The 14859-nt window shown below is 62.7% G+C and carries 15 protein-coding genes; 12 read left to right on the top strand and 3 right to left on the bottom strand.

Annotation, left to right across the window (positions count from 1 at the left end):
* Positions 1-15: 15 nt before the first annotated feature.
* Genes DWV00_RS10745 through DWV00_RS10735 form a run of 3 tightly spaced genes read right to left on the bottom strand, consistent with a single transcriptional unit; the run spans position 16 to position 2195 of the window.
* Complete coding sequence (locus DWV00_RS10745) at positions 16-834, bottom strand: toxin co-regulated pilus biosynthesis Q family protein (RefSeq protein WP_115533558.1); 819 nt, start codon at positions 832-834, stop codon at positions 16-18.
* 40 nt (positions 835-874) lie between these two features.
* Positions 875-1762 carry a type IV secretory system conjugative DNA transfer family protein gene (locus tag DWV00_RS10740; protein ID WP_147297870.1) on the bottom strand — a complete coding sequence of 296 codons (888 nt, stop codon included), beginning with the start codon at positions 1760-1762 and terminating at the stop codon, positions 875-877.
* The gene (locus tag DWV00_RS10735) at positions 1752-2195 is read right to left on the bottom strand and encodes a DotD/TraH family lipoprotein (protein WP_115533556.1); all 444 of its coding nucleotides are present in this window, start codon (positions 2193-2195) and stop codon (positions 1752-1754) included. The genes DWV00_RS10740 and DWV00_RS10735 overlap by 11 nt, the downstream gene beginning before the upstream one ends.
* A gap of 305 nt (positions 2196-2500) precedes the next feature.
* Between DWV00_RS10735 and DWV00_RS10730 the strand changes: the two genes are divergently transcribed.
* From DWV00_RS10730 to DWV00_RS10675, 12 genes are all read left to right on the top strand, one after another.
* Positions 2501-2866: a helix-turn-helix domain-containing protein gene (locus DWV00_RS10730; protein WP_115533555.1), complete on the top strand. Its 366-nt coding sequence runs from the start codon at positions 2501-2503 to the stop codon at positions 2864-2866.
* Positions 2853-3542 carry a DotI/IcmL family type IV secretion protein gene (locus tag DWV00_RS10725; protein ID WP_115533554.1) on the top strand — a complete coding sequence of 230 codons (690 nt, stop codon included), beginning with the start codon at positions 2853-2855 and terminating at the stop codon, positions 3540-3542. The genes DWV00_RS10730 and DWV00_RS10725 overlap by 14 nt, the downstream gene beginning before the upstream one ends.
* Positions 3543-3550: 8 nt before the next feature.
* Entirely contained in the window at positions 3551-3811 is a 261-nt protein-coding gene (locus DWV00_RS10720; protein WP_115533553.1) for a hypothetical protein, read from the top strand.
* 10 nt (positions 3812-3821) lie between these two features.
* The gene (locus tag DWV00_RS10715; RefSeq protein WP_115533552.1) at positions 3822-4766 is read left to right on the top strand and encodes a DotH/IcmK family type IV secretion protein; all 945 of its coding nucleotides are present in this window, start codon (positions 3822-3824) and stop codon (positions 4764-4766) included.
* 3 nt (positions 4767-4769) lie between these two features.
* Entirely contained in the window at positions 4770-5921 is a 1152-nt protein-coding gene (locus tag DWV00_RS10710) for a DotG/IcmE/VirB10 family type IV secretion system protein (protein WP_115533551.1), read from the top strand.
* A 68-nt stretch (positions 5922-5989) separates the two neighbouring features.
* Complete coding sequence (locus tag DWV00_RS10705; RefSeq protein ID WP_115533550.1) at positions 5990-7273, top strand: hypothetical protein; 1284 nt, start codon at positions 5990-5992, stop codon at positions 7271-7273.
* On the top strand, positions 7273-7806 hold the full coding sequence (gene traQ / locus DWV00_RS10700; protein ID WP_115533549.1) for a conjugal transfer protein TraQ: 534 nt from the start codon (positions 7273-7275) through the stop codon (positions 7804-7806). The genes DWV00_RS10705 and traQ overlap by 1 nt, the downstream gene beginning before the upstream one ends.
* A gap of 15 nt (positions 7807-7821) precedes the next feature.
* Positions 7822-8397 carry a hypothetical protein gene (locus tag DWV00_RS10695; protein WP_115533548.1) on the top strand — a complete coding sequence of 192 codons (576 nt, stop codon included), beginning with the start codon at positions 7822-7824 and terminating at the stop codon, positions 8395-8397.
* Between the two features lie 31 nt (positions 8398-8428).
* A complete protein-coding gene (locus DWV00_RS10690) occupies positions 8429-8899 on the top strand; it encodes a hypothetical protein (protein ID WP_115533547.1) in 471 nt (156 codons plus the stop codon).
* A gap of 46 nt (positions 8900-8945) precedes the next feature.
* The gene (locus DWV00_RS10685; RefSeq protein ID WP_115533546.1) at positions 8946-11996 is read left to right on the top strand and encodes a calponin homology domain-containing protein; all 3051 of its coding nucleotides are present in this window, start codon (positions 8946-8948) and stop codon (positions 11994-11996) included.
* The gene (locus tag DWV00_RS10680) at positions 11993-12523 is read left to right on the top strand and encodes a hypothetical protein (RefSeq protein ID WP_115533545.1); all 531 of its coding nucleotides are present in this window, start codon (positions 11993-11995) and stop codon (positions 12521-12523) included. The genes DWV00_RS10685 and DWV00_RS10680 overlap by 4 nt, the downstream gene beginning before the upstream one ends.
* A gap of 34 nt (positions 12524-12557) precedes the next feature.
* On the top strand, positions 12558-14825 hold the full coding sequence (locus DWV00_RS10675) for a DotA/TraY family protein (protein ID WP_245964821.1): 2268 nt from the start codon (positions 12558-12560) through the stop codon (positions 14823-14825).
* Positions 14826-14859: the final 34 nt, after the last annotated feature.

The following is a 14859-nucleotide window of genomic DNA, read 5'->3' as shown; positions in this document are numbered from 1 at the left end:
TTCGTGTTCCTTGGTTTATTGCGCGCGCTGGCCGGTTTCGGTGACTCGAAGGACGTGATTGCCCGTGTACATGAGGGCGCTCAGGTTGACGTCGGCCGCGGACAACGACGAAAAGAGCGCTTTCACGGCACTGCGAAAATCGCCGTCGAACGTCGCGCTGACCGTCACCGGAACGTCGACGGATGCATCCCATACCAATTGCCAACCGGCTTGCGTAGCCCATTTCGCCAACGCATGCCGCAACGTGCTGTCGGACGGCGACACGATCCAGCTCTCGGTGGGGGGCGCGACGCTCGCCGGGGACGACGCGGGGGCGAATGCCGCGGCCGGCGCGGGCGAAGCGTCGCGTGCCGCACCGCGATACAACGCGACGGTGTGGGCGTTCCAGTCGAAAGTCACGTGCACGTCCGACAACGGTGCGAGCGCATTGGTCAAGACCGTGTCCCACGGCAAACCGCCGCTCCACGTGACCGGTAACGTCGTGTCCACGTTGGTCGTGTCCACGCGGTAGTCGTGCGGCACGACGACCGGCAGCATGTCGGACAAGGCGACGTTGCGGCCTTGCCCTCGCGGCATGTAGAGGTCGTTCGGGCTGAAACCGATCTCCGTGACCTTCTTGCCCGTGGACACCGGGGGTGTCCGGTCCAACGGCTTGACTGTGACGTCGGGCGTAGGCATAGGCGCAGCGGCCGAAGCAGAAGCCGTTGCCGGCGGCGGTTCGACCGGTGCTTCGTTGATGAAGCCGGCCCGCGCCGTGGCGGCGCAGGTTAGGCCGATGCTCGCCACCGCCAGCGTCGCGACGATCCGTGTCTTGTGCATCTCGCACCCTTTCATTCGTAAAATCTCCGGTGATGCCACCCAGCGCGCCCGTTGCTCATTTGATGTTCTCCGCGCTTGCTGCTTCCGGTGCCGATGCCGGTACCGGTGCCGTGACGCTTGCTTGCCACTTCGTCGGATCGGTCACGAAGCCGCCATGGTCGGTGACGCGATAGAGCGTGTCGCCGACGTCGATGTGATTGCGATCGCCCGAGACGATGCGAGGCGCCACCGCGACTTCCGGCTCCGACACCATGCCGCGGTTGAGCAATTCGGAGTAGCGCAGCATGCCCGTGTAATCGCGATTCAAGCGGGCAAGATTCGTCTCCAGAATCTGATCGGCAAGCGCGCGGCCCTGTGCATAGCCGAGGTCGACCTCTTGCTTCCAGTACGCGCGCTCGGCCGCCGTTTTCGGCAGCATCGAAGAGAACGGGAGCGTGTCGACTTGCGCTTTGATGCGCAGGCCGACGTACAGGTAATCGCGCCACGAGGGCGGAATGGCGGCGAAGCGTGCGGGCACGACGATCTTGTACATTGCATCGGCGCGGCGGACCTGATCGTTGCTTGCTTCCACGGCATCGCGCGCTTCGGTGATGACGGGCGGCAGCACGCCCTTGCGCGTCATGAGCGCGCCGAAGCGATACATCGTGTCGAGCCGCGAGGCGCGCGCGTCGAGCGCCGCGATGAGTTCGGCCGATCGATCGGCGAGGCCCTTGTGGCTGCCGAGCGGCAGCGCGGCTTCGCGCAGCGCATCGGCGCGGGCCGGCGTGATCGCAGCCGCCGCGGGCGCGCTATCGGCGGATAGATTCGCGATGTCTTGGATCGACATGTGCGACGTATCGGGCGCGCCGTCTTCCGCCAGCGCGTGTGCGCAGGCCATACCGAGCGCGCACGAAGCAAACACGCGCACGAGGGCCAGGACGGACGAGGGCAGCCTATATCGCACGGTAGCGCAGCTCGAGAGAATCGCTCTTGAGGATGACGTCGCCGCGTGCGCCCAATTGCGTTCCGATGTTTTCCAGCACCGACACGAAATCCGTGTTCGTCGCGTCGATGGCTATCGGCGCAGCGACCGGTTTGCCCGAAATACTGAATTTCAAGCCTTTTGCCTCGGCAATCTTGCGCAGCACTTCGGGCGCGTCGCCGTTCCAGCGGACCGTGATGAAATCGCCCGTGACGAGCACGACGCCATGCTGCGGCGCGACCGCTGAGATGCCGCCGGCGCGCGAGATGTCTCCCAGCAGCGTATCGATCCGGTGCGCGGAATCGTTCAATTGCGAATCGAGCATGCGCCCTGTCGGGTCGACCGGCTCGGTCTGGGTCGCACAGCCCGCGAGCACGCAGGCCAGCACTGAAACCGCAACTCGTACCAATTGCATGAGGATGCTCTTTTCTCTTGAAAACGCCCAAGTACCCGGGGTGTATCTAAATTCCGTATAAAGGCTATCATACGAAACCAATCGAATGCAAGAGAAGTCCGTATGCTATGGTTCATACGAAATTTTTAGCGGAAGGACCAACATTCCAATTTTCTTTCAATGCTTTCAAATTGACGGTGAGTGCCATGCGATCGTGCGTAACAAAGTGCAACGCCCCTTGACCGGTTGAAATTGCTTGACAGGCAAAAAAAAGTGACCTCATAATTGCGTACCGTTATAACGATATAGAAATGGTAACCGGGGAAATGAGCGTAGAATCGAGACCACTTACGCTGCTCAAGGCGTATCGAATCGTCCACAATCTGGATACGAACAAGATCTGCGAGCAGGCGAAAATCTCGCGCTCGTATTTGACGAGGGTCGAGCAGGGCGCCACGCCAAGCGCCGAGATCGCAGCAAGACTAGTGGAAGTGTTGACGAACGTCGATTGCGTGCGCGCATCGCAGCCGTCTAATACGCGAAATCAACTCGAAACGTTCGAAAGTGCGCGTCGCCTCCTCGATCGCATTAAGGTGCTGCATACGGAATTCGCCCGGGAGGGCCTGCGCGAAATCCATCTGCTGTACCCGAAGCGCTTTCAGTTGGGGGAGGGCGAACATGTCCTCGCCTAAAGCCAATGCCGCTGCTACGGCCCGCAGCGCGCTCGAAGTCCATCCCGCCGTCCGGCTCGTTTCCGAGACGTTCCTCTATAAGTTCAGTTGGCCTAAGTTGCTCGGCACGACGCTGATACTCGGGATTGCTTTACTAGTATCGATCTGCGCCAACGTCGTATTGATGACACGCAATGTGTCCCCCGTTTATTTCGCCATCACGCCCGACGGTCGAATGACGCGGCTCTCGCCGTTGTCGGATCCGCTCGTTTCGCCCGAGGAAGTGACGCAGTTCGTACAGAACTGCGTGACGCGATCGTTTTCCCTCGATTTCGTTGCGGACCAGTTGCGCAGCAAGCTCGAATCGTTGCACGACTGCTATACCGACGAAGGCTTCCACGCGCTGATGATGGCGTTCGACAAGAGCAATCTGCTGTCGAAGATTCGCGACGGGCGGCTCGTGTCGTCGGCCGTCGCCACGGGGGCGGGAGTGATCACCGCGATCGACGCTCACGATCCGAAGGGGTACAAATGGACGGTACAGCAGCCGATTGCCATCACGCTCGTGAACCAGACGGAGCGTCGCTCCTACAGCTACATCGTCGAGATGCACATCCAGCGTGTGCCGACTGTCGACAATCCCAAAGGGATCTCCGCGACGGCGCTGCAGTTCCTTGGCAACGGTCAAAACAATTAGGTGACGGCATGACTGACGGCTTCAAACCCTTTCCTACGGCGATAGACATCGCTGCGGAATCGAAGGAAAAGGACGGCACTCACCCGCTGGCCAGCGTTGAGGGCACCGACTGGCATCTCGAGTTCGAACTGATCGATCCGTTCATCGCGACACGCAAGGAACTCGAGGAGCTGTGGGAGAGCGCGCCGAATCGGCGCGCGCAAGATTGGCTCACGGGAATCATGGATACGCGCCGGATGTACGCGGTCGTGACGGGCAATCCGTTTTGAGGCGGCATCGATGAGCAGCCCGTTTTGGAGGTCCACTTGCTTGGCCGTGCTGTTGCCGCTGCTCGGCGCCGCGCATGCCGCTCATGCGCAAGCGGCGCGTGCGGCCCGGCCCGCTGGGCCCGGTGCCGCCGGCAGCGTCTATGCCAACCCGAACGCCCCGCGCCCATTGCCGCCGCTCACGCAATCGGACACGAACTTCAATGCCGCGGTCGATCTCATCACGCCGTTGACGCCCGATCAGATCCGTGCGCTTCGCAAGCGCATCGACGAAGCGAAGCGGGCCGCATCGGCCAGTCCGACGCGGCCACCGAAACCGGTGTACTCCGTGCAAACCGTCGACCTGTCTCCGGGCGCTCCGCCGCCGATCGTACGCGTGAGCGATCTCGGTTCGGCAGTGACGTTCATCGACAATGCCGGCGAGCCGTGGGACATCACGGAGGTCGACAATATGGCGAAGGGCCGCTTCGAAGTGCTGCGGCCGGTCCCCGGCGTCCCGACGATCACCATCACTGCGGACGGCACTTACGTCGAGGGCGACGTGGCCGTGTTTCTTAAGGGCTTGCCGTTTCCTGTCGTCGTCAAAATGATCGCGGGGCAACGCGAGACCGATTATCGACAGGACATTCGCATTCCGCGGCGCGGACCGAACGCGCAAGCGCCGGTGGAGGCGACTCCGGCCATTTCCTTGCCGGGCGACAGCATGCAAGCGATCCTCGACGGCACCGGTACGCCCGGCGCTAAGCCCATCAAGATCGAAAATCCGCCTTCCGGCATGACAGCATGGCAGATCGGCGAGCACATCATGGTGCGAACGAGCCTGTTCCTGAGCGACCCGGCGTATTACGGCGCGCTGACGGGTGCGGATGGTACGCATGTTTACGACATCCCGTGCACGCCGGTCATCACGGTCAGCGAAAACGGCATGAGCCGCAACGTCGTATTGGATTTGGAGTAGCCGATGGCTGATGAACAGCGCCGTAAGATGCACCCGGGTTTTCTGCGCAATGCCAAGGTCATTGCCGTCATCGTCACACTCGCGGCGGTTTGCGTGGCCGTCGCTTTCTTCGCGATGAAGCACCGCTCCGGCAAGGCACCCGATGTGGACGTGCCGGTTGTGAGTGCGCAAGGCGGCACGCCGCAGGCGGAAACGCAGCGCTACTCGCAATCGCTCAACCAAGCGAACAAGGAAGGGCTGGCTCAAGCGCAACAAACCGGGGCGACATTCATCCCCGCATTTTCGGATCGCAATGCGCAAATCGAAACGGCACTGGCCGATCGCTCTGCGCAAGCTGCGGCGCAGCCGGAAAAGATCGACTATCAGCATCCGAACGGATTTCCGCCGGGACAAACGGCGCCTGCTCAGCAGCCGCTGCCCAGTCTGCCTTCGCCGACGCAGGGCGTCGGCTTGCAAGTGCAGCAGCTCGTCAATCAATGGGATACCCCGCCGCAATCGCAGGAAGTGCTCGGCTTGCAGAAGGAAGCGCAGGCCGCCGCGTCGGCCACGGGCGTAACGGCAGCCGCTGCGAGTCCCGCGCAGGTAGCGGCGGCGCAGACGAAGCCGGCCACTATTCATTCCAGCGATCGCTTTTACGCCCATCTCGAGAACGCGATCGACACCGATACGCCCTCCGATATCCTCGCGGTGCTCGACCAAGGACCTTGCAAAGGGGCGGAGCTCATGGGCAACGGCAAGCTGAGCAGCGATACTGTGACAGCCTCGTTCACTTCGATGCGCTGCGGCGGCAAAACCGTCCCGGTCACGGCGGTTGCGCTGAACGATCAAACGCTGAGCAATGCATTGCCGGCCGACATGGACCACCATTTGATGGCGCGCGTCGCGGTGCCCGCATTGCTGGGGGCGCTCGGCGCAGCCGGCAGCGTGTACAGCAACGCCGGTGCAACGGTGTCGAACAACTTGCTCGGCGGCACCACGACGATTCAAAACCCGAATCCGAGCCCCAAACAACTCGAAGGGGCGGCAGTCTCGGGCGGCATGACCGGCATCCAAGGCGTCATTCAGCGGGAGGTCTCGGCAGTCCCGCCGGTAACCGGCCACGTCGAGGCCAATACGCCGCTCATCATTCTTTTCAAGGCCGATGTCGTCCTCTAAATAGATGTCGTCACGTCGATATGTTTACGTATAATATGTTCGATACGAACTAAAACGCTCCGGCCATCATGAACGAACACGATCACTTTTCCAGCGTGCTGGACGTCGAGGCAATCGAGGAGTCGCTCGATTCTCACTTCGACGAGGGCCATTCGGGGATGGCGGCGGACAGCGACGAGGCGCAGGCTCACGAGCCGCAGGCGCCGCGCAAAAAGCCTATTCCGAAGGCGCTGTTGCTGGTTGGCGGGATGGTGGCATTCGTGGTGCTGGGCGCCGGATATCAGCATTTCTTCGGCGCGCATCCGCAATACGCCGCGTCGCCGGGGATGACGGGTAGCGGTACGGGGGGACCCGATGCCGGCGATACGCCGTTGCCCAGCGGCACGGCCATTACGCAGCAGACACCGCAAGGCGGGATGCTGACGAGTGGCTCGGCGCCGCCGTTGCCGAACCAAATGCAGGGCCAGGCCTCGGAGCCGATCGGGCCTGTTCCGTCGCAGCAGAGCAGCCGCGATTTGTTCGCCAATGCAGCCATGCCTGCGTCGACGGGCGCTGTGCCGGGGGCGCCCCGCGGGGCGCCGAGCGACGTCGCGTCGCGCAGTGGAGCGATTGGAGTCGCACCGGCGGCAGCCGCGCCCACGGCCCCGTCGCCATCTCCGGCCCCGACGTTCGGTAACGCAGCCGTCCCCGGTTCTGCCTCATTGATCCAAACTTCGGTTGAGCACGGGGCTCCGCTGGGTGGCTTGGCGACTGGGTCGACTGCGCCCGCTGTCGCAGAGTCCTCGTTGGCGATGAACGCGGCACCTGCGCCGGACCCGAGAGACGTCGAGATTGCCAAGCTGCAGGCGGAGGTCGATGCGTTGCAACGGCGCGATGGTGTCACCGGCGCCGGGCCCGCTCCGGTTCGTGCGCCCGTTCATCGCACGGCCAAACATCTGAGTCGCGGTTCACGTGTCGCGAAGGAGCATTCGCGGAGCGGCGCTTCGACGAACTTGATTGCGGGCGCGCACACCTCGACCGATTCGAGCACGGCTGATACGTCGAATGGCACACAAGCTGCGGTGGCCGATACGACGCCGAGCGCCGGTGCGCCCGCATCGGCGAAATCCGTGGCGAGGCACGCGGGCAAGCGTCACTCCGCGCGCCATGCACAGCACGGCAAGCACCCGGAAGCCGAAGTACTCGCCGGGTATTCGATCAAGCAGGTCATTCCGGGGCAGGGCTGGATCGAGGACGAACAGAGCGGCCGCCAGCAAGTCGTCGCGGTCGGCGACGTCATCGGCACCGCGAAGGTCGTGCGCATCGATCCCGACAATTACCGAATCGTGACGACGGCCGGGGTCATTCAATAATGGACTTGACCACGATCGTCACGAGCATTTCCTACGACATTCTTGCGTTCCGCGATCTGGCGCAGATGCTGGCGATCGGCATCGGGATTCTCTATTGCGGCAATTCGCTGCGTCAGGCGATTCGCAAGTCGGCCTCGCCCGGCATCGACGTCAGCGGGCAAAGCATCTTCGCGTCGTTTTTCATCGGTGCGCTGATCGTCAATTTCGCGAGCACGATGGACAGCACGCTCGGCTCGATGGGCCAGACCGATACGTCCTACGGCGACTTCATCGCGTATGTGAACCTTTCCTCAGCAGGCCAATTCGCGCCCGTGATCGCGGCCATTCTCACGATTGTCTCGACCTTCGGCTGGTGGTACGCGCTCAAGGGCTGGACGATGCTGCGCAAGGCATCGAGCGGCGGTGTAGGCGGCGGGTATGAAGACTACGCCTGGAAGGGCTTTATCCACATCCTGGGCGGCGCGGCGCTCGTCAACATCAACGAAACACTCGCGGCGTTCCAGGGAACACTCGGCATCAGTTCATTCAACTAACGGAGCAACCACCTCATGCCACAAGCAATTCTCATCCACCCGTTCGCTCGCCTGCATCTGTATGCGACCGAGCACGCGCGCACGTTCATTGTGGGGGCCATGATGCTCGCGGGCATCGGCCGTCTGATGATGACGGACATGCCGCTTGCGGTGGCCGCCGTTCTGTTCGTCGCCACGGCGCTGTGGCACGCCTCGCTGCCGAGTGCAACGCGGCTGTCGAACAAGCAGCTCGCGTTGACGGGCCTGATGCTGTTCATCGTGACGAGCCTCGTGTTCTCCGGCCTGGCCCACGCGCAGTCGAGCGGCAGCACGCTCGGCGGCATGGCGACGAGCCTGAAGAACGACATGGCGTCGGTCTACAACATGATCATCTATGCGTTCTACGGCGGCGGCATCGTCAGCACGGGCATCGGCGTGAACAACGGCATCAAGAAGTCGAAGGGCGATCAACAAGTCACGACGGGCTCGATCTTCGGTTACGGCTTGGGCGGCCCGGCGCTCGGCATGGTGGGCTACATCATGAATTCGGCCGCCGGCTCGATGGGCGCGAGCTCGAGCAACCTCAACGCGCTGCCGGCGGCCGCGCATTGACGATCGGCCGGCCTCGGCGAGCGAGCGGACTATGACTCAGGTCGACGACGACGGGTTCGGCATGCTGGGCGTCCCCCTATCCTCGGGTGCCCGGCATCTCGACGAAGTGGGGCGGGCCAAGCATGGCGTGCTGATCGAGATCGCGGGCTTGCCGCAAGCCGAGGTCAATCATTTGCAGCGCGCGATCGCGGTTGTGCTCGAGGCCGGCAGCGACGCGCAACGGGCCGAGGCGAACGCTTTGCTGCAGCATCTCGCGAGCCGCGGCGAAATCGTCGCGGGCGCGTGGGGCAGCGCCAATCCGAGCGATTTCACCCGCGCGTTGGCAGAAGCGGCCGAAGCGGCGGATCGCGCAGCCGCCGCGACGGCGGCATTGGTGCTGCTTTACCGGCCGGCCCGTTTCGGCGGAGCGGTCAAGCAGTGGATCGAGGCGGCTTACCGATCGCTGCCCCTCGATACGTGGAAAGACATCTACGCGCGCATGACGGCGCGCACGGCGCGTTAGCGCATGGATCGGATCCTTCCGATACCGTCCGCGGGAGAATAGCTTCATGAGCGTAATAAATGCGCTTCTCGAGAATGTCGAGGCGTTGATTGCCTGGATCTCGAGCCACGCTTTGGGAGCGGATTTACCTTCCTATTGCCAACTCGAGACGGCGATCGGCCTCGATTTCGACGATCCGCGCGCTAGGCAAATGGCCGCGATCGATCCGAAAGGGGCACGCCCGTACATTTTGATCACGCGTCAATGCGCGATGCTGACCGTGTTCGAATTGACGGGCTCGATGGACGTGGTGGGCGAGGTCGAATTCGAGCAGATTACCGACGACCTCCGGCGTGCGCTGACCTCGTACTTCCAAAAAGCCGGGCACTCGGTCGAATTGTCGTTCGAACGCGATCCGGAGATGATCCGGCACAAGGTCAAGACGCTCATGCAGCCGTCATACGATACGTGCGAGCGCATCGGCCTCGATCTGAAGGACATGCTCGACGACCGATGCGAACGCGTCGCCTCGCTTTGTTCGCACGAGTCGTGCTACGTGCTCCTGTACACGCACCTGTCCTCGCTCACCCCTGACGAACTGAAACGCGAGATGGAAACGCATCGGCTGCGCATGAAGGAGCACAAGGTGCAGCCGATGCTCGAGGCGCAGTCGGTCACGGCGATCTTGAAGGGTCTGCTGAGCCGACACGAGACGTTCGTCGATGCCATGGAGCGAGACTTCGTGCACGCGAAGCTGCACGTCGAGCGTTTGTCGACGCACGAGGCGGTGCGCGCGATCCGGCAGTCCTACGACCGGCAAAGAACCGATCACAAATGGAAGCCCGTCTTGCCGGGGGATCGCTACACGCCCCGCGCCACGCGCAACGCTTCCGTATCGGGGCTCTATCTGCCGAAGCTCTCCGAGCAGATGTGTTCGGGCAAGGTCCACACCGAGGGCGACTTCGTCTATATCAACGGCGAATACCACGGCTCCGCTTATATGGAAGTCGGGCCGCAGGAAATCCACGACTTCATGATGCTGTTCAATCGCGTGGGCAAGGAGATCCCATGGCGCGTGAAGTTTTCCATCGAACCGGGCGGACTCGAAGCGGCGAAGCTGAAGAATTTGGCAGTCAGCATCATCGGCTTCATGGGCAGCACGAACAAGGCGATCAAGCGATCGTTCGACGCGCTCGAGCAAGCGCAGCGCGACGGGGAGTGCAACGTATCGCTGCGGCTGACCGCGGCGACGTGGGGCCCGGACAAGAAAATATGCGAGGACAGACTATCCGCCCTCGTGGCGGCATTGCAGGGGTGGGGCGTATCCCAGGTCAGCACGGATACCGGCGATCCGGTGCAAGGTCTTGCCTCCACGGTGCCGGGCTTTACCGATAAGTCGGTGGCGCCGAGGATGATCCCGCCGCTCAGCGATCTCGTGCGCCTGCTGCCGATCCAGCGAGCCGCGTCGCCTTGGTTCGCGGGCGGCTCGATCCTGCTGCGGACGCTCGACGGCAAGGTGTACCCGTTTCAGCCGAATTCGTCGCTTCAAACCGCGTGGATCGATTTGATCTGGGCCGTCATGGGCTCCGGCAAATCGGTTTGGCTCAACACGCTCAATCTCGGCGCGATTCTTTCACCGGGCCTCAAGCGTTTGCCGCTCATCACGATTATCGACGTCGGTGTGAGTTCGAGCGGCTTGATCGAATTGATTCAGAACGCGCTGCCGGATGATCGCAAGCACGAGGCGATCTACGTGCGCTTGCGCAATACCGGCGAGTTTTCGATCAATCCTTTCGATACGTTGCCGGGCTGCCGCAAACCGACCGCGTTCGATCGCGAGTTCCTGATCTCGCTGCTCACCGCGCTTGCGACGCCGGTTGGACAGAAGCAGCCGTACGCGAATTCCTCGGAGCTGGCGGGCATGGTCGTGGACGAAGTCTACGAACGCTACTCGACGCGCGGCTCGGAAAAGCGCTATGAGCCGACCATCGACGCGTTCGTCGACGAGGCGCTGGCCAAGACGGGTCACGTGCACGACGAATACACGTCGTGGTGGGACGTGACCGATCACCTGACCGCAACGGGCCATGCGCGCGCGGCGCGGCTTGCGCAGCGGTTCGCGGTGCCGGTGCTGGCCGACCTCATCGAATCGTTCGGCGCCGAGCGGATTCGCAGCGTGTTCGAGCCGAAGGAGGATTCGAAAGCGCGCGTCGACAACGGCATGACGCTGCTCGATGCGATGCGGATGGTGATCACGTCCGCCTTACGCGATTTTCCGATCATCGCGTCGCATACGCGCTTCGAGCTGAACGAGCAATCGCGCGTGGTCGCGCTCGACTTGGAAGAAGTCACGCGCGGCGCCGGCGAGGACGGGGAGAAGCGCGCCGAAATCATGTACGTCTTCGCCCGCCAGATCGCCGCGCGCCAATACTATCTGCCCGAAAGCATCGCCGAGCTTGCCCCGGCGATGTATCACGAGGCGCACCGCCAGCGCTACGAGGACATCAAGGACGAGATGAAGGCGATCTGCGTGGACGAGGTGCACCGGACGGCCGGTAAGAAATCGTTCCGGCGGCTGCTGTCGCTCGATCGCCGAGAAGGCCGCAAGCACGGCATCCGCGTTTCGCTCGCGAGCCAGTTCATGGCCGACTTCGAAACGGACGGCGAGTCGATCACCGAGTCGGCGTTCTCCGCATACATCATGAACGCCGGTAGTCCGAATTCTCGTGCGGACGCGCAGCGGATGTTCGGCTTGTCGAATTCGGCGATGACCGCGCTGCAGCGCGACGTGCGGGGCGCGGGGAGATTCCTCGTGTGGCACCAGACGAAGAGCGGTGTCGTCACGCAGGTGCTGCACAACGCTCCGGGTGCGATCGAGCTGTGGGCGTTCTCAACGACGGCGAAGGACGTCGGCTTGCGGCGGCGCTTGTATCGGCGCACGTCGCCCGCCGTGGCGCGGCGCATTCTTGCCAAAGAGTTTCCGAGCGGGACCGCGGCGAATTATTTGGAAAGCCGACAGGCGGAGCAAGGCGCACGCGATGACGACAACATCATCGATACCGTCGTGCACGAACTCGTCGTGAAGTACGGCCTCGAGCGGGCGGGGGCGCCGGCATGAGCGAATCCGATCGGCCCGAAGACAAACCCCGTCCGAAATATCGCGCCGCGCGCGCCGGGTTGTATCTCGTGCCCGGCTACCCGGTGATCAAAGCGATGGCGTCGATGAAAGACGCCGCGGCAGGCGGGATGCGGACGATCGCGGATCGTCACCGCGAGCTTGCCGCGCAACGGGTCAACCCGCGTTCGCGCACGTTCAACGAGGCGATGGCGCTGCGCCGCCCCGACGCTTTGCCGCTTGCGGCGATCGAGCGCTCGTGTCTACGCAGAAAGCAAGTGTCGATGGCCGTTGCTTTCGTGTCGGCGAGTTTCGTCGTCGGCAGCATCGGCGGGCACAACGTTTTCGGTGCTTTCCTCGGGCTGCTGTTCGTCGGCCTTTGCGGCTTGTTCGCGCTCAAGTACGAGCACCGCATCTGGCAGATCGAAGCGGGGCGTGCGGCACCCGACGAACCGCTCGGCGGATATGGACGGTTCTTCGCGAGCAAAGGCGCGCTCAAGCGCTTGCTCAATCCCCGTCTGTTCAACTGATGTTCGCCGATCCCAAACCATTCGGAGCAATGAGATGACGGCAATCGCTCGACGAGTGCGCGGCCTTGCCGCGTTCGCCTTGCTGTGGGCGCTCTCGGGTGCGGCCCTCGCCCAAGCGGCGTCGACGCAATCGATCGGCTCGATCACGAATGCCGCGTCGAACGGCACCGACAAGTCGATGTCGGCGCTGCAACTCATTTACGGGGCAATCGCTTCGAACCCACTGTCCGGCGGCTCGGCCACGACGGGTACGGCGTCAAGCGGGCTGATCTCGCAAGTTTTCCTCGTTCTGAATTCGTGCATTCTGGCCGTGGGCGTGCTCTGGGCGATGTACCACTTCGGCTCGGCGATGATCGCGACCGGGCAGGACGGCGAGTTTCTGGGGCAAAAGAAATCGTCGCCTTGGTTCATCATCCGGATGGGCCTGGGCTTTACCGGGCTCGTGCCGATGTTCGGCGGCTATTGCGGCGCGCAAGTCATCATGTTGTGGGCGACGATGATGGGCGTCGGCATCGCGAATCTTTCGATGACGTCCGCCGTTGCCGTATTGACGAACGGCGGGACGCTGATTGCGACGCCCGTCGTACCGCAGGTCACCGCGATCGCGCAGAGTCTGTTCGTATCGAATCTGTGCGCCGCTGCCGCGAACCAAGCCGTCGCGAATTTGGAGGGCGATACGAGCCTCGACAGCCAAGATGCCCCTGACGCCGGCGAGACCTTCAGCGCGAACACGGCGGGCGCGAAAGTCGTGCTGATGAATCAGAACGGGCTATCGTGCGGGGGCGCCGAGATTCTGGCGAACACGCAGACATCGTCGGGCACGTCGTCCGGGTCCGGCTTGTCGGCTTATTCGGCCAATATGGCTTCGGCGCAGCAGCAGCTTTTGGCGGCCCAGGCACAGGCGCTCTTTTTGATGCAGGCGACGCTCTCGAGCGCGGCTCAGGCCTATGTGACAGCGGTTAACGATCAAACTCAGCCGCAGGACCCGCAAGCCACTGTCGACCAGGCGGCGCAGGCGTATCAAACCCAAATGCAAGCCGCGGTGACCACCGTTTCGAGTTCGCTCACGGGGGTTGCCGGCGACATCGGGACGGAGTTGGCGCGCGACGGCTGGATCATGCTGGGATCTTGGTATCAAACCTTCGCGCAGACGAGTTCGCAGCTCGAGGATTTAGCCGATGCGGTTCCGGCGCCCGTGCCGGGGACGGATCCTTCCAATCTGCCCTATCCGCAGCTTTATCAGAGCGTGATGGCGAGCTACGAGTTGCAGCTCGAACAGGATGAGTCGACTTCGACCGCCGCGTCTACGATGGACACGTCGACCAACTTGTTCTCGGGAAACGTGACGCAACGCATGGTCGAGCAGCAGCCGACGGATATCAATTTCCTCGCGAAATTATTTCCGGGCACGAATCTCGTCGAGCAGATCAAGGATGTGATGACGAGCGCCACTCAATCGGTCAACGGCTTGCCGCTCAATCCGCTCATCGTGATGAAGAGCGTGGGCGACAGGATCATCCATGGTACGGGGGGGTACCTCAACAATTATCTGGGTAGTCTTGCCCCGAGCACCGGCAATTCAAACGCCAAGACTTCTGCGGGTTCATCGACGGGCAGCGCTGTCACGACGCCCCCCGCGGGGCAAGGAAGTGCCGCGGGTCCGATCGGCCCGCTCATTGTGGCGATGGCCGTCACGCTGTTTTTCTTCGGTGTGATGCTGTCCGTCTATATGCCGATGTTGCCGTTCATTGTCTGGTTCGGCGGGGTAGTGTCGTGGTTCATGGTCGTGGCCGAGGCGATGGTGGCTTCCCCCCTATGGGCGATGACTCACCTCGACGGCGACGGAGAGGGGCTCGGACAGCGAACCCAGCACGGCTATGTCTTCCTGTTGAACGTCATGCTGCGCCCTGTCGTCATGGTGTTCGGCTTTTTGCTCGCAGGGGCGGGCGTCATCGTGCTCGGCAGTTTGCTCAATACGATGTTCGGCATCGCGGTGCAAAACACACAGTATGGTTCGACGTCGGGGCTCGTGACGCTCATCGGATTCATCGTGCTTTACACGGGGATGTGCCAGACACTCTGCAATTCGGCATTCAGCCTCGTGCATACGCTTCCCGACAATCTGTTCTCATGGATCGGCGGGCAATTGGCGTCCGCGCGCACCGGTTTCGGCGAAGGCGTCAAACAGGGTTTCGACTCGCATGTGAATCAAGGCAGCGGGGATGCGCATTCGTTGGAGAGCATGGGGAGGGGCGGCCAGAAGCCGCCCGGCGTCGGGGCTGCCGCGCGGCAGCAGACATAGCGGGTGAGAGACAGCGACTAGCGACGGCGATGCG

Source organism: Trinickia dinghuensis (assembly GCF_003367175.1).
Taxonomy (GTDB): Bacteria; Pseudomonadota; Gammaproteobacteria; order Burkholderiales; family Burkholderiaceae; genus Trinickia; species Trinickia dinghuensis.
This window is presented reverse-complemented; position numbering and strand designations above follow the sequence as displayed.

Excerpts from the sequence above, each read along its gene's own strand:
- DWV00_RS10745 (WP_115533558.1), bottom strand. The coding sequence starts at position 834 with ATGAAAGGGTGCGAGATGCACAAGACACGGATCGTCGCGACGCTGGCG.
- DWV00_RS10735 (WP_115533556.1), bottom strand. The coding sequence starts at position 2,195 with ATGCAATTGGTACGAGTTGCGGTTTCAGTGCTGGCCTGCGTGCTCGCG.
- DWV00_RS10730 (WP_115533555.1), top strand. The coding sequence starts at position 2,501 with ATGAGCGTAGAATCGAGACCACTTACGCTGCTCAAGGCGTATCGAATC.
- DWV00_RS10725 (WP_115533554.1), top strand. The coding sequence starts at position 2,853 with ATGTCCTCGCCTAAAGCCAATGCCGCTGCTACGGCCCGCAGCGCGCTC.
- DWV00_RS10720 (WP_115533553.1), top strand. The coding sequence starts at position 3,551 with ATGACTGACGGCTTCAAACCCTTTCCTACGGCGATAGACATCGCTGCG.
- DWV00_RS10715 (WP_115533552.1), top strand. The coding sequence starts at position 3,822 with ATGAGCAGCCCGTTTTGGAGGTCCACTTGCTTGGCCGTGCTGTTGCCG.
- DWV00_RS10710 (WP_115533551.1), top strand. The coding sequence starts at position 4,770 with ATGGCTGATGAACAGCGCCGTAAGATGCACCCGGGTTTTCTGCGCAAT.
- DWV00_RS10705 (WP_115533550.1), top strand. The coding sequence starts at position 5,990 with ATGAACGAACACGATCACTTTTCCAGCGTGCTGGACGTCGAGGCAATC.
- traQ (WP_115533549.1), top strand. The coding sequence starts at position 7,273 with ATGGACTTGACCACGATCGTCACGAGCATTTCCTACGACATTCTTGCG.
- DWV00_RS10695 (WP_115533548.1), top strand. The coding sequence starts at position 7,822 with ATGCCACAAGCAATTCTCATCCACCCGTTCGCTCGCCTGCATCTGTAT.
- DWV00_RS10690 (WP_115533547.1), top strand. The coding sequence starts at position 8,429 with ATGACTCAGGTCGACGACGACGGGTTCGGCATGCTGGGCGTCCCCCTA.
- DWV00_RS10685 (WP_115533546.1), top strand. The coding sequence starts at position 8,946 with ATGAGCGTAATAAATGCGCTTCTCGAGAATGTCGAGGCGTTGATTGCC.
- DWV00_RS10680 (WP_115533545.1), top strand. The coding sequence starts at position 11,993 with ATGAGCGAATCCGATCGGCCCGAAGACAAACCCCGTCCGAAATATCGC.
- DWV00_RS10675 (WP_245964821.1), top strand. The coding sequence starts at position 12,558 with ATGACGGCAATCGCTCGACGAGTGCGCGGCCTTGCCGCGTTCGCCTTG.